The following is a 13,767-nucleotide window of genomic DNA, read 5'->3' as shown; positions in this document are numbered from 1 at the left end:
CCATATTCATCTATCCCGCCCCGCCCGGACCCGCCTCAGGCTGGAGCAGGCCGGCTAAGCGGGCCCCCAGTACCTGCCAGGAGAAGCGCCGCCCCACCATCTCGCGGCCCGCGGCTCCCATCGCCGCTCTGCGCTCCGGGTCGCGCAGGAGATCGATGACCGCCCCGGCCACAGCGTTGGCATCTGTCCCGTCGACAACGATCCCCGACTCCGCTGTCACAGTCTCGGGCGCCCCGCCCGAGTTTCCGGCGATAACGGGAACACCGCACGCCTGCGCTTCGAGATACACGATCCCGAGGCCTTCCACGTCCAATCCGCCGCCTCTGGTGCGCGCAGGCATGGCCACGATGTCGGCGGCGGCGACCAAATCGCGCATATCCTCCCGCCGCACTCGGCCGAGAAAGGTCACGAAGTCCTCCATTCCTCGGCGCTGCACGAGCTGCTCCAGCTTTCTTCCGTAGCGCCCCTCCCCCACAACAGCGAGACGTGCACCCGGCACTGCTTCGAGCACAGTTGGCCAGCACCCAATCAGTGTGTCCTGCCCTTTGCGGGGTACGAGGCGCGACGCCACCACCACCAGGGGACCGTCGCCGAAACCGTGGCGGGCCCGGGCGGCGGCACGTTGTTCGGCAGTCGCAGGGCGGAAGAACTCCGTGTCCACACCGGACGGCAGCGGCACGAAATCGGGGGAATCACCGAAAGCACTCCGGAAACGGCGCAAAGTGTAGTCGGAAATATACGTGATAGTGTCGGCCGAATCCCCGATCCGTCGCAGGACCTGGCGGGCACCGGGCAGCATCGACCAGCCGACTTCGTGGCCATGTGTCGTCGCCACGATCCTCTGCGCCCCCGCCTTGCGGGCTGCCGGCCCCATCACGGCAAGCGGCGCCGCCGCCCCGAACCAGACGGTAGTGATGCCGTGTTCGCGGATCAGCTCGCTCATGCGGCGCACAGTCGCCGGAGTCGGCAGCATCATCGAAGTGGGCCAACGGTGGACGGGATAAGGCAATGAAGCGTCGAAAAGCGCCTCCTCCTCCTCGTCCTGCGTGGATGCGAAAACGACGAGCGAACCCGCACCCCGTAAACGGACAAGCTCGTCGGTGAAATCCCGCAAATACGACTGAATCCCGCCGATTGTGGGCGGGAAATCATTCGTGACGAGGAGCGTGGCCATACGCCTCGGGCGCTAGTAGCGGACGGCGCCCTGCACCGGCATCGAATTCATCGGAACGACCTGGACCGGAATTCCGTAGTCGGAGGCGTGAACCACCTGGCCGTTACCCACGTACATCCCGACGTGGGTCACGCCCGGGTAGTAGCCGATGATGTCGCCCGGCTGGAGCTCAGAGAGGGGCACCGGGGTGCCGCCGGCGAGCTGGGCGCTTGAAGTGCGCGGGATCGATTTGCCGTTCTGGGCATATGCCCAGAACATCAGGCCGGAGCAGTCAAACTGGTCAGGGCCGGCAGCGCCCCAACCGTACGGGGAGCCGATCTTGGACAGCGCGGCACCGACGACACCGTTGGCGTTCGCTGACGGCGGCACGTTCAGCGAAACCGGGCCGTTCTTCGACTCCCAGCGGGAACGCTGTTCGGGAGTGAACGCGTCGACACGCTTCTCCACATTCTTCATCTGCTCCTCGAGCTCTTTGCGCTCGTTGTCCAGCCTCTTGCGCTTGCCCTCGAGCTCAGCCTGGCGGTAGTTCGCCACCGCGACTGCGATATTCGCGTCCGTGGCACGCTGAGCGGCCTCGCGGTTCAGCTTCTGGGACTCGTCGAGAGTGCGCTGAGCGGAACGCGACAAAGAGCCCAGGTACGCCGCACGGTCGATCGCCTCCTGCGGGTTGGCGGACTCGAGTGCGTTGACGTTCGCGTCGCTGGAGAGATTGCGGTACTGCGCGCGTGCGTGCTCATCCACATCGCCCTGCGCACCGTTCTGCGCCGTCGACGCCTTGCGGGCGTCACGTTGAGCATTGTCCGCCGTTTTCTTTAGAGCCGCGACCTCGCGCTCCCCCTTGGCGATATCGTCCTCGATCTGCTTGACCTCCTCCGACTTCGCGGTGGCCTTCTCGGACGTGTCACTGAGCTGCTTGATCAGCTCGTCGACCTCATCCGCCTGCGCAGGAGTGACGGTGCCGACGGCCAGCATCGCCGCGGCCAAGCCGGCGGCTTGGAATGCGCGAGTAAAGGAAAGACGGGAAGAAGCGCGGTGCTTACCCATTGGGAACCTCGATTCCAAAAACACAGAAGCGCCCCGATCTCCGAGGCAGCAGCGAGAGTTGAGGATTACAAACTTGTAACAAAGTTAATCGCCCGAAGCTCCCCGGTCAAACTCCGAGACCACTTATTTTCCCAGGTGATAACGCTGTGACAAGAGTGAAAAGATGAAAACGGCCGCAGTTCCCCAGTTGAGAAACAAGGGACTGCGGCCGGCAGATAGCGCCGCGGCGGCGCCGACGCTTAGAAGCGGACAGCCGAGTGGATCGGCATGTAGTTCAGCGGGCGGTAGCCCACCGGGGTGCCGGAGTTCAGGGCGTCGATGATCTGGCCGTTGCCGGCGTAGATGGCAACGTGCGATGCGCCGCTGTAGTAGACAACGACGTCGCCCGGCTGCAGATCGGAGATGGCGACCTGCTTTCCGGCGGAAGCCTGCGCACCGGAGGTACGCGGGATCTGCTTGCCAGCCTGGGCGTAGACCCAGGAGGTGAAACCGGAGCAGTCGAAGGCGTTCGGGCCAGCTGCACCGTAGACGTACGGGGAGCCGATCTTAGACTTGGCGATGGACACGATGCGGTCGCCCTGCGACTGCTTCGGGGCCGGCACCGGAGCGGCAGCCTTGGTCGCAGCACGGTACTCGGTCTTAGCCGGTGCCGGAGCGTACTTAGCCTCAACGCCGGCAATCCACTGGCTGAAGCCCGGGACGTTGTTGACACCCGGAACGTTCTTCACTGCGGCAATAGCGGCACGGACGTCCGCGTTACTGTCGGCCTTGCCGGCGAGGGACGGAATCCACTGATCAATGCCCGGGACGTTGGCGATACCCGGAACGTTCTCAATGCCCGGGACCTCGGTTGAGAAACCGGAGTTCGGGACGGTCACCTGAGCCGCGTTTGCGTTAGCCGGTACGAAAAGGGTTGCGCCCGCGACGATCGCGGAGGCGGTAGCGATGCTGCGCTTTGCAGTCACGGACTGACGGCGGTGCTTAGCCATGGACAATCTCCAATATCTTCCAGTAATGCCTACCGGGTTAGCTGTCGGGTTCGGTGCGGGAAATCACCTTGGGAAGCTCTGGCGCCGGCATGGCACCCCTTACTTCCCGCTCACCCCAGGAAACGTTGTCGGTTCCCCGGCTTCCACCTCCGCTTGGCCGCGGGCGGTGGAATTCGGCTTTGTGTTCAGATGTCTTATCGCTTGCGCCTCTGTGGCCGCAAGGTCTCAGATAGGTTACGAAATGGATACGGGACTTGTCTAACGACGCGCCCGTTATCATTTCGTGATTTTAGTCTATGCCTACGTAGGTGTACATACGGAAATCCGGCCCCCAAAGCTCTATCAACGACAAAGAATTGGCCAAACAGCTCCTACCAGCACAAATTGCAAGCAATCACGCTATCCACGGCGCCCGCTAAAGGTGCACTGAATCCACCGGCAAGATAATGTGATCCTCGACACACTGTTATATAAACGCTACAAACACGAGAACAGCCCCTCCCCCGAGCCCGGTTAAGACGGGCTAAGGGAAAGGGCCTTCAACGGCTACAGCGTGTAGCTTACGGGTAGCCTACTTGCGCTTGCGCTCGATGGCACCTGCATCACGATCGGAAGCTTCCTTCTCCGCCTCGAGGGCACGGAGAGTCTCGATCTCCTCGTGGTGGTTAGCACGCTTGATCTCGTTGCGCTTCGCGGTGATCGACGGATCATCCGGGGAGAAGATGCCGGAGGTCTCCGAGTCGGCGTAACCGAGCTCGTTGAGCTGCTTCGGCACACGGGCGCCAGCGTACTCCAGGGGCAGCTGGTGGCCGTGCTGGTCGACCGGCCCCAGCGGCTGGTGAACACCAACGAAGGCACCGTTCGGCAGCTTCTGGATGACGCCGGTCTCGATACCGTGCTCCAGCACTTCACGGTCGCTGCGCTGCAAACCGATGCAGATGCGGTAGGTGATGAAGTACGCCAGCGGCGGCAGGACGATCAGGCCGATACGGCCGATCCAGGTCATCGCGTTCAGGGAAATCTGGAAGTGGTACGCGAACAAGTCGTTACCGCCGGACAGCGTCAGGAGCAGGAAGAAGACCAGTCCCATGACACCGATGCCGGTGCGCACCGGAACATCGCGCGGACGCTGCAGCAGGTTGTGGTGGGCATCGTCGCCGGTGACCTTCTTCTCGATGAACGGGTAGGTCAGCAGCAGGACGACCATCAGGCCTGCCAGCAGTGCGACCCAGAACACGCCCGGGATCGTGTAGTTGCCCAGGTAGAGCTCCCACGCCGGCATGACACGGGCGGCACCGTCAGTCCACAGCATGTAGATATCCGGCTGCGAACCAGCGGAGACCTGCGACGGGTTGTACGGGCCGATATTCCAAATTCCGTTGATGGTGGTGACACCCGCCATCAGGGCCAGAACACCGAACACGAGCATGCCGAAGCCCATGGCCTTGACGGCGAACACCGGCATGATGCGGATACCGACAACGTTGTTCTCGGAACGGCCCGGTCCAGGGAACTGGGTGTGCTTCTGGAACCAGACGAGCAGCAGGTGCGCCGCAATAAGCGCAAGGATGATGCCCGGCAGGATCAGCACGTGAAGGATGTAGAAACGGTCGAGCATCAGATCCGACGGGAAGTCGCCGCCGAACATTGCCCAGTGCAGCCAAGTACCGATAATCGGCAGGCCGACGATGATAGCGGACATGATTCGCAGACCGACGCCGGAGAGCAGATCGTCCGGCAGGGAGTAGCCCATGAAGCCCTCTGCCATGCCCAGCAGGATCAGGGTCACACCGATGATCCAGTTGGCTTCACGCGGGCGACGGAAAGCACCGGTGAAGAAGATGCGCAGCATGTGGGCGAACATCGCCATCATGAACATCAGGGCGGCCCAGTGGTGCATCTGACGGACGAACAGACCGCCGCGGACCTCGAATGAGATGTTCAGGGCAGTCGCGTAGGCGCGCGACATTTCGACGCCGTTGAGCGGCAGGTAGCCGCCGTCGTAGATGACCTTGGTGATCGAGGGATCGAAGAACAGGGCCAAGTAAACACCGGTCAGAAGCAGGATGATGAAGCTGTACAGCGCCATCTCACCCAGCATGAACGACCAGTGGGTCGGGAAGACCTTGTTCAGCTGCGGGCGGAGAACGCCCGAGATTGTGTACCGCGAGTCAATGTTGTCCGCGGCTTGTTCCAGTTTCGTGCTCATTATGACTTACGCTCCCAGAATGCCGGGCCGACGGGCTCAATGAAGTCCCCGCGGGCGATGAGGTAACCATCTTCGTCAATTTCAATAGGCAGCTGCGGCAGTGCGCGGGCCGCCGGGCCGAAGACCGGCTTACCGTGCTCTAGCGCATCGAACTGCGACTGGTGGCACGGGCACAGGATGCGGTTGGTCTGGGCCTCGTACAGAGAGGTCGGGCAACCGATGTGCGTGCAGATCTTGGAGTAGGCGTAGTAGTCGCCGTAGTGGAAGTCCTCCTGACCTTCGCGCTCGACAACCTTGGCCGCGTCGGAGGAACGCAGGCGGATCAGCATGACAGCGTTACGCGGACCGTGGATCGAGTGCATGTGATTCTCGTACACGTCGCGCTCCGGGTCGTACTGGTCGCCGTCGTTGACGTCCTCTTCCAGGAGCGGGAACACCGTCTCCATGGCCGCTGCGTCAAGGTCCTCCGGGCGCATACGCACCAGGCGGGAAACGCCGGCGGTGCTGTAGTGCTTACCGGCCCCAGTCTCGTGCAGCTCAGCGATCGCGGCGGTGTCGCGGCCCAGGTACAGCTTCTTGCCTTCGCGGGCCAAGGACCAACCCTGAGTCCACAGCGTGCCGTCGCCGTTGTAGTTCATCTCGTGGCGGACGCGCCACGGGTTCTTGATGATGCCGCCGAACGGGGCGATGATGACCAGACCAGCCATTAGGCCGGCGCCGCCCAGCAAGCCCTTCATGACGTTGCGGCGGCCCAGGGTCGAGGTCTGCCACGCGTCGTTGAGAAGAGCCGTGGTGGTGCGGCGGTCCAGCTCCGAGGACCGGCCGTCGTGACGGCGCTGCACCGCGATCTCCTCGGGCACGAACTTCTTCACGTACTGGACGATGGCCACGCCCAGGGAGACCAGCGACAGGCCCGACGTCAGGCCAAGCAACGGGGTGTACAGCGAGTACTTCCACAGACCTTCCTGGCCATGGAAGCGTGCCTCCCAAGGCCAGAAGAGGTAAACGCCGAGGAAGGCCAGGCCAGCGATGATGGAGATGGCCAGCCAGATGTTGATGCCCGCCTGGGCACGCTTCTCAGCCGGGTCATTCTCGATCGGGAAGCGTTCCTTGCGGTACGCAACCGTGACGTCGTCAAGCTCGGTGCCGAGCGCCGCGAGCTCAGCGTTGCTCATCTTATCCAGCTCAGCGCTGGTGTATTTCTTCTTCACTTCATTGCTCATGAGCGCGATCCAATCCACATTGCGGCTGCACCGACGAGGGTGACGCCAATGATCCACATAGCCAGACCCTCAGCGACCGGGCCGATACCGCCCAGTGCCCAGCCAGCCGGGCTCGGGGTCTCCTTGGAAGACTTGATGAAGGCGATGATGTCGCGCTTCTCGTCCGCCGTCAGCTGACGGTCAGAAAACTTCGGCATGTTCTGCGGGCCGGTCAGCATTGCCTGGTAGATCTCCTGCTCATTAGCGGGGTCCAGGTACGGGGCGTACTTACCGGAGGACAGTGCGCCACCGCGGCCGGTGAAGTTGTGGCAGGAAGCGCAGTTCAGGCGGAACAGCTCGGATCCGCGTGCAACGTCACCGGCCTGAATATCGCCGTCGTAGTTCTTGCCTCGCAGCTCCTCCATCGCGATGGAGCCGTCCTCGTTGTACACGAGCTCCGGTCCGCCGCCATTCGCTGCAACGTATGCGGCCATTGCCAGAGTCTGTGCCTCGGAGTAGCGCGGCTTCTTGCGCTCTGCCTGAGCATCGTTGGACATCATCGGCATACGGCCGGAGTTGACCTGGAAGTACACGGCACCTTCGCCGGTACCGATGAGCGACGGACCGCGGTCCTTCACGCCCTGCAGGTTCGCACCGTGACAGGTGATGCAAGCCTGCTCGTAGAGGTCCTTACCTTCCTGGATCAGCGCTTGGTCATCGCGTTGGGCGGTGGCCACCTGCGCATCCGGGGTCAGGGCCGTAGCCAAAAGGCCGGCACCCGAGAGACCGATGCCGAGCGCGAGAGCGCCAGCGGCGGAACGACGCATACGACGGCGGTTCCGCGCCTTCTTTGGGGTGTTATCCATGTTGATCCCTTAAGCGAAAATCAGTGGTTAGTGCTTACGTCCGTCAGAAGACGCGCTACTGAACCAGGTAGAGAGTAACGAACACGCCGATCCACACGACGTCGACGAAGTGCCAGTAGTAGGAGGTCACCATCGCCGCAGTTGCCTGTGCCGGGGTGAACTTCGACTTGGCCACACGGAGGATCACGACGACAAACGCGAGGATGCCCGCGGTCACGTGAGCCATGTGGAAGCCGGTGATGATGTAGAACACCGAGCCGTACACGCTGGACTGCGGGGTAATCCCCGCCGTGATCATCTCGGTCCACTCGAATGCGACGAGGCCCAAGAAGACCACGCCAAGCAAGATGGTCACGGTGAACCATTTGCGCAGACCGAAGACATCGCCCTTCTCAGCCGCGAACACGCCGAGCTGAGAGGTGACCGAGGAGGTCACCAGGACGACGGTGATGATCGTTCCGAAGACCACGTTGAGGTGGTCCGTCTGGTTCGACCAGTCGCCGGTGGACATGCCGTTTGCGCGCGATGTGAAGTACATCGCGAACAAGCCGGCGAAGAACATCAATTCTTGGGCGAGGAACACGATCGTGCCCACGCTGACCATGTTGGGTCGGTTCAGCACGGGAAGACGATCGGGCGCTGTCGCCATACCTGGGTTCGTTGTTGCAGTCGTCACGCGTATCAGTATCGCCTTTTTGAACCATAAAGTCACCTTGTTCACCCCCGAATTTTTCATGTGAGCATGACCGGTACCTGCCGTTTTCTTGGCGCTTCTTTCGCGTGTCGGTCCGCACGAAACTTCCGGGAACTTTCTCGGCACGCTTTACGACGCATATCGGTGCAGGTCATTGCCGGACTGCCGAACTCGATAGATTCCTCAAGGACGGTTCGCGAATTTTTTCGTAGAATTCTCTCGTTTTCGTACGACCCCTTATAGTTCCCGGGTGTGACTCGATTCACACCTCACCCCTGCGGAAATGCCGCGGCTCCCCTACTTTCGTATGACCCCCTGACGGCAAGGCTCTACTCACCCCTCAGGCGCGCACCAGAAAGCCCCCGGCACCTGAGGGAGGTGCCGGGGGCTAGCGCTCGAAGCGGAAGGCTCTTAGTGCTTCTCGCGCGGAATGCCGTACTGCAGGTTCAGCTTCGTCGTCGCCCAGATCAGGATGACCGCGCCGACGGCCAGCAGCCACAGCTCCCAGAAAGCGATGCCGAAGGCCATAAGGCAGATGCCACCGGTCATGGCGAGCGGCCAGATAGAGCCCGGAGAGAAGAAGCCCAGGACACCAGCGCCGTCCTCGACCTCAGCTTCTTCCCAGTCCTCCGGGAGAACATCGCTACGGCTCTCGGTGAAGTTCAGGTACCCACCGAGCATGAAGGAGAACGCAGAGGCCAGAATGAGCGCGACACCGCCGGCCCATTCGTAGCCCTGCAGGTAAGCGTCATCGCCGACAAAGTTGGTGGCGAAGGCGTAGAACACCGCCATGATCGTCAAGAAGACGCCGATGGCGTAGAAAACTTTTGCTCCAGCTCCCATTGCTTTTCCCTAGCCTCTCTTAGACGTTCTGCACGGCGTTGTCGCCGCCGCGAGTTCCGGTTCGGTCGGTGTTGAACGGACGGGTGGTCGTTGCGAACGGCTCTTCGCCGATGGACGCGAGGGCCTCGGAGTTAGCTGCGTCCGGGTTCTGCTCACGGAAGCGCATGTAGTCGCGGAACTTCTCCGGGGAGACTGCGCGGATCTCGAAGTTCATCATCGCGTGGTAGGTACCGCACATCTCGGCACAGCGTCCGACGAACGCGCCTTCCTTATTGATTTCCTCGATCTGGAAGCTGCGCTCCTGCTGGTTCTCCTCCGGGTGGGAGTACACGTCACGCTTGAACAGGAACTCCGGAACCCAGAACGCGTGGGACACGTCGCCGGATGCCAGGCGGAACTCGATCGGGGTGTTCGTGGGCAGAACAAGAACCGGGATTTCCTCGGTGGTGCCCACAGTCTCAATCTTGTTGAAGTGCAAGTAGGACTTGTCGGACATCGACTTTCCGTGAATCGGGTTCGAGTTGTGGACGTCCTCGTCGTCGTATTTGGAGTCCTCGGCGAGCTTCTGGCGCTCAGCGTCCTCACCGACGTAGTCGGACCCCGTCGGGGAGAGCTCCGCCCCGACCTCCGCGTAACCGAACTTCCAGTTCCACTGGAAGGCGGTGACGTCGACGGTCACCTCCGGGTCCTTATCCAAGGCAACGACCTTCGTCTGAGCCTGGACGGTGAAGAAGAACAGCACCATCACAATCACGATCGGGACGATCGTCAATCCCAGCTCGAGCGGGACGTTGTACTGCAGCTGCTTCGGGAATTCCCCGGCCCCCTGCTTCTTACGGCGCTTCCCACCCCACGCGAAAATCGCGTAGAGGAAGATGCCCCACATGATGATGCCGATGATCCACGCCGCGAGCCAGACCCACACCCAGAAGTTGTACAAGCTTGCACCCTCAGGGGTGACGGGGTCCGGCCAGCCCATGTCGAGCAAGTTCGACATGGCGCTCGGCGGTTCAGTCTCACAGCCGGCAAGACCGAAGCCGCTCAGCGCGAGAACGCCTGCGACACCGATCTTCTTAGCCAGGCCACGGTTCTTTGCCGTATCCACGTGTGTCTGCCTTCCTGTCCACACAAACGAAAAAGCTGTGAATACTCTCCAATCCTCCGCCCTAGCTGGATAGCAGCCGGAGACGAGCAGAGCAGAATATTCCTACCCAGTCAGAATAGATTATCCGGGTGCCGTTCCTCACCTGCGCCGCCGACGGCGTTAAGCCTGCCTATTTCTCTTTCCCTGGACATGTTCCTGACAAGCTGTTTACCCGCTGGTTACCGGCCACGTCGCGGTATGTCCGCGATAACCAGCCCGGTACCGTGTAACTGCCGTCACATTATTTCGGTCAAATATCATCCGGAAGTTGCACCCCTATTGGGGACGGGCTAAAGGTGGCCCCGAGCTGCCCACTACAGTCCTCCTCGACCACCCCGCCAGCCGGCGCGCGCCACGCGGACGCGCGCTAATTCCGGTGGTGGCGGGTACGGCTTCTATTGTGGGTAGAGCTGAATTCACTTTGTTTAAATGACCATCTAAGGAGTCATTCCCATGTGCGGTCTTCTCGCCATGCTGACCAGCTCGTCCGACGCTTCCCGCTTCGCGGAGTCGGCCGAGCGCGCCCTCCCCTGCTTCTATCACCGCGGCCCCGACGCGGCTGGCACGTGGCACGACGATGACGCTGTTTTCGGCTTCAACCGTCTCGCCATCATCGACCTGGAGCACTCCCACCAACCGCTTCGGTGGGGTCCGGCGGAGAACCCCGAGCGTTACGCGCTGACCTTCAACGGCGAGATCTACAACTACGTGGAGCTGCGCGAGGAGCTGACCGCCGCTGGCCTGACGTTCAACACCGAGGGCGATTCGGAGACCATCGTGGTGGGATACCACCACTGGGGCGAAGACGTCGTCGAGCACCTGCGCGGCATGTTCGCCATCGCGATCTGGGACACGGAAACCCGCACAATGTTCGTCGCCCGCGACCAGTTCGGCATCAAGCCTCTCTACTACGCCACCACCGAGGCGGGCACAGTCTTCTCCTCTGAGAAGAAAGCCATCATAGAGATGGCACCCGAGTTGAGTCTAGACCTCAGCCTGGACCGTCGTGCGATCGAGCACTATGTCGACCTGCAGTACGTGCCGGAGCCGGAGTCCCTCCACTCCTGCATCCGGCGTCTCGAGTCCGGCTGCACCGCCACCCTCACCCCGGGCGGCGAAGTTAAAGCCAAGCGCTACTTCAACCCCCAGTTCAACGTCATCCCCGTCGCCAAGGACAAAGAGCAAGAACTTTTCAACAAGATCGCCGCGGCGCTGGAGGATTCCGTCGCCAAGCACATGCGCGCTGACGTGACAGTAGGCTCCTTCCTTTCCGGTGGTATCGACTCGACCGCGATCGCGACATTGGCCAAGCGCCACAACCCCGACCTACTCACGTTCACCACGGGCTTCGAGCGCGAGGGTTATTCGGAGGTCGACGTCGCCGCAGAATCCGCGGAGGCGATCGGTGTCGAGCACATCGTGAAGGTCGTCTCCCCTGAGGAATACGCCGCCGCCATCCCGAAGATCATGTGGTACCTCGACGATCCGGTCGCGGACCCGTCACTCGTGCCGCTGTTCTTCGTGGCACAGGAAGCGCGCAAACACGTCAAGGTCGTCCTCTCCGGCGAGGGTGCCGACGAGCTTTTCGGCGGCTACACCATATATAAGGAGCCGCTGTCGCTCGCCCCGTTCGAGAAGATGCCCGACCCCCTGCTGAAGGGCCTGAACAAACTCAGCCAGGTACTGCCCGAGGGGATGCGTGGAAAGTCGCTGCTCGAGCGCGGCACCACCCCGATGGAGACCCGCTACTACGGCAACGCGCGCTCCTTTAATTACGACCAGCTGCGCCGTGTCCTGCCGTGGGCGAAGCCGGAATGGGACCACCGCGAGGTCACTGCACCGATCTACGCACGGTCGAAGGACATGGACCCGGTCGCGCGCATGCAGCACCTCGACCTGTTCACGTGGATGCGGGGCGACATTCTGGTCAAGGCCGACAAAATCAACATGGCCCACTCCCTCGAGCTGCGCGTCCCGTTCCTGGACAAGGAGGTCTTCGCCGTGGCGGAAACCATCCCGGCGGATCTAAAGATCTCCCACGGCACCACCAAGTACGCCTTGCGCAAAGCCATGGAGCAGATCGTTCCTCCGCACGTGCTGCACCGCAAGAAGCTCGGCTTCCCTGTCCCGATGCGCTACTGGCTCGCCGGCGATGAGCTCTACGGCTGGGCGCAGCAGACCATCAACGAATCGCAGACGGACGACATCTTCAACAAGCCCGAGGTTTTGGAGATGCTCAAGGAGCACCGCGACGGCGTCTCGGACCACTCCCGCCGCCTGTGGACTGTGCTGGCGTTCATGATCTGGCACGGTATTTTCGTCGAGAAGCGGATCGATCCCGGCATCGAGCACCGCGAATACCCCGTGAACCTTTAAGAACCACTGTTCTTCGCTACCCCGTGGCTGGCCGTCATCGCGTCTGCCGCGGGGTAGCGCTGTCTCTACCCCGATCGGATAGCGGAATCTACTTACATTTCGTGCCTGCGAAGCTTCAATGAGAGCCATGACAGCGAAAACAGCGGAGACAGCGGCAAAGACCGCAAAGACAAAGTCCATGAAGACAAAGACGCAAAAGATTCTCACCGTCATCGGCGGGCTACTCGTCGCCGGTGTTCTCCTACTCGGCGCCGGGGCGTACTTCTACGGACCGACGCTCACCGCAATGACGACGGGATCCGCCCGCTTCCTCGGCACAGACTCACCGAAACGCTACACATCGACTGTGCTCAGTCTCGCTGAGCAGGGTATATATGCCGACTCGAAGGAATTCGCGGACGCAGCAGAGCACGCCCGGGCCGCCGCGAAGCAGGCAGATTCGCTTGACGACGTCCGCGCCACCCTCAATGACGCGGTCCGCGCCGCTGGCGGCAAGCACTCCCGCCTCATCGAACCGGACGAACAGAGTGGCGGCGACGATGCCGCGGACAGCGCGAGCTCGCCCGACCCAGGGGTGGAACAGAAAGACGGACTCGCCTGGGCGACAGTTCCCGGGATCGACCGAAATGACGATATTCAGGGCTACGCTGACACGCTTTCCAACGGCCTAGCCGCAGCACGCGACAACGGTGCCTGCGGTGCCGTGGTTGATTTGCGTGGCAATGGCGGCGGCGACATGGGCCCGATGCTTGCAGGCCTGTCTCCCCTGCTTCCGGATGGCACAGCCTTGGAATTCGAATTTGGGGCGAGAACGAATGCTGTGACCGTCGACGGAAATTCCGTCAAGGGCGGCGGCACCCCACTGACAACCGCAGGTGGCAAATGGGACGTCCCTGTCGCCGTGCTCGTGGACGGTGGCACGGCATCCTCCGGCGAAGCGACCATGCTCTCTTTCCGCGGCCTGGACAACTCCCGCAGCTTCGGCACCCCGACCGCCGGATTTGCCTCCGCGAATACTGTCTACGATTTTCCCGACGGCAGCGAGCTGATGCTCACCATCGCCAAGGACCGCGATCGCAACGGCGCAACATACTCGGAAGATCCTATAGACCCGGATGTGAAGACCGATTCCGGCGACGTGGCTGTAGCTGAGGCTGAAAGGTGGCTACGAGACGAAAGCGGCTGCAGCTAGCGCTCGAGACCAGCGCTCTGGGAAAACAAAGAAC

The 13,767-nt window shown here is 62.0% G+C and carries 11 protein-coding genes and 1 riboswitch; of the genes, 2 read left to right on the top strand and 9 right to left on the bottom strand.

Features of this window, described 5'->3' with window-relative positions; all coding sequences use genetic code 11:
• Window positions 1-10: 10 nt before the first annotated feature.
• The 9 genes from QYR03_RS00285 to QYR03_RS00245 form a co-directional block, all read right to left on the bottom strand.
• Complete coding sequence (locus QYR03_RS00285) at window positions 11-1,174, bottom strand: glycosyltransferase family 4 protein (protein ID WP_301712186.1); 1,164 nt, start codon at window positions 1,172-1,174, stop codon at window positions 11-13.
• Between the two features lie 12 nt (window positions 1,175-1,186).
• Window positions 1,187-2,218 carry a C40 family peptidase gene (locus QYR03_RS00280; protein ID WP_301712185.1) on the bottom strand — a complete coding sequence of 344 codons (1,032 nt, stop codon included), beginning with the start codon at window positions 2,216-2,218 and terminating at the stop codon, window positions 1,187-1,189.
• Window positions 2,219-2,457: 239 nt separating this feature from the next.
• Window positions 2,458-3,207 carry a C40 family peptidase gene (locus tag QYR03_RS00275; protein WP_301712184.1) on the bottom strand — a complete coding sequence of 250 codons (750 nt, stop codon included), beginning with the start codon at window positions 3,205-3,207 and terminating at the stop codon, window positions 2,458-2,460.
• Window positions 3,208-3,218: 11 nt separating this feature from the next.
• A riboswitch (cyclic di-AMP (ydaO/yuaA leader) is annotated at window positions 3,219-3,396 on the bottom strand.
• A 382-nt stretch (window positions 3,397-3,778) separates the two neighbouring features.
• Window positions 3,779-5,416, bottom strand: a complete 1,638-nt coding sequence (locus QYR03_RS00270; RefSeq protein ID WP_259848840.1) for a cytochrome bc complex cytochrome b subunit — start codon at window positions 5,414-5,416, stop codon at window positions 3,779-3,781.
• Window positions 5,416-6,639: a ubiquinol-cytochrome c reductase iron-sulfur subunit gene (locus QYR03_RS00265; RefSeq protein ID WP_301712183.1), complete on the bottom strand. Its 1,224-nt coding sequence runs from the start codon at window positions 6,637-6,639 to the stop codon at window positions 5,416-5,418. Before QYR03_RS00265 ends, QYR03_RS00270 begins: the two co-directional genes overlap by 1 nt.
• Window positions 6,636-7,484 carry a c-type cytochrome gene (locus QYR03_RS00260; protein WP_259848842.1) on the bottom strand — a complete coding sequence of 283 codons (849 nt, stop codon included), beginning with the start codon at window positions 7,482-7,484 and terminating at the stop codon, window positions 6,636-6,638. The genes QYR03_RS00265 and QYR03_RS00260 overlap by 4 nt, the downstream gene beginning before the upstream one ends.
• Window positions 7,485-7,539: 55 nt before the next feature.
• Window positions 7,540-8,160: a heme-copper oxidase subunit III gene (locus QYR03_RS00255; RefSeq protein ID WP_301712182.1), complete on the bottom strand. Its 621-nt coding sequence runs from the start codon at window positions 8,158-8,160 to the stop codon at window positions 7,540-7,542.
• Window positions 8,161-8,589: 429 nt separating this feature from the next.
• Window positions 8,590-9,021, bottom strand: coding sequence for a cytochrome c oxidase subunit 4 (locus QYR03_RS00250; protein ID WP_259848844.1), 432 nt, complete (start codon window positions 9,019-9,021; stop codon window positions 8,590-8,592).
• A gap of 19 nt (window positions 9,022-9,040) precedes the next feature.
• Window positions 9,041-10,126 (bottom strand): cytochrome c oxidase subunit II, encoded by a 1,086-nt coding sequence (locus tag QYR03_RS00245; RefSeq protein ID WP_259848845.1) that lies wholly within the window; start codon window positions 10,124-10,126, stop codon window positions 9,041-9,043.
• A gap of 492 nt (window positions 10,127-10,618) precedes the next feature.
• Here QYR03_RS00245 and asnB point away from each other — a divergent pair, with 492 nt between their 5' ends.
• On the top strand, window positions 10,619-12,541 hold the full coding sequence (gene asnB / locus QYR03_RS00240; RefSeq protein ID WP_301712181.1) for an asparagine synthase (glutamine-hydrolyzing): 1,923 nt from the start codon (window positions 10,619-10,621) through the stop codon (window positions 12,539-12,541).
• A 127-nt stretch (window positions 12,542-12,668) separates the two neighbouring features.
• Complete coding sequence (locus QYR03_RS00235; protein WP_301712180.1) at window positions 12,669-13,733, top strand: S41 family peptidase; 1,065 nt, start codon at window positions 12,669-12,671, stop codon at window positions 13,731-13,733.
• Window positions 13,734-13,767 lie beyond the last annotated feature (34 nt).

This window comes from Corynebacterium sp. P4-C1 (genome assembly GCF_030503595.1).
GTDB lineage: Bacteria > Actinomycetota > Actinomycetes > Mycobacteriales > Mycobacteriaceae > Corynebacterium.
Note: the sequence above shows the minus strand (reverse complement) of the source record. Positions and strands in the feature narration are given on the sequence as shown.

What these genes read in the sequence shown, in the direction of transcription:
- QYR03_RS00285 (WP_301712186.1), bottom strand. Translation starts at nt 1,174, where the DNA reads ATGGCCACGCTCCTCGTCACGAATGATTTCCCGCCCACAATCGGCGGG.
- QYR03_RS00280 (WP_301712185.1), bottom strand. Translation starts at nt 2,218, where the DNA reads ATGGGTAAGCACCGCGCTTCTTCCCGTCTTTCCTTTACTCGCGCATTC.
- QYR03_RS00275 (WP_301712184.1), bottom strand. Translation starts at nt 3,207, where the DNA reads ATGGCTAAGCACCGCCGTCAGTCCGTGACTGCAAAGCGCAGCATCGCT.
- QYR03_RS00270 (WP_259848840.1), bottom strand. Translation starts at nt 5,416, where the DNA reads ATGAGCACGAAACTGGAACAAGCCGCGGACAACATTGACTCGCGGTAC.
- QYR03_RS00265 (WP_301712183.1), bottom strand. Translation starts at nt 6,639, where the DNA reads ATGAGCAATGAAGTGAAGAAGAAATACACCAGCGCTGAGCTGGATAAG.
- QYR03_RS00260 (WP_259848842.1), bottom strand. Translation starts at nt 7,484, where the DNA reads ATGGATAACACCCCAAAGAAGGCGCGGAACCGCCGTCGTATGCGTCGT.
- QYR03_RS00250 (WP_259848844.1), bottom strand. Translation starts at nt 9,021, where the DNA reads ATGGGAGCTGGAGCAAAAGTTTTCTACGCCATCGGCGTCTTCTTGACG.
- asnB (WP_301712181.1), top strand. Translation starts at nt 10,619, where the DNA reads ATGTGCGGTCTTCTCGCCATGCTGACCAGCTCGTCCGACGCTTCCCGC.
- QYR03_RS00235 (WP_301712180.1), top strand. Translation starts at nt 12,669, where the DNA reads ATGACAGCGAAAACAGCGGAGACAGCGGCAAAGACCGCAAAGACAAAG.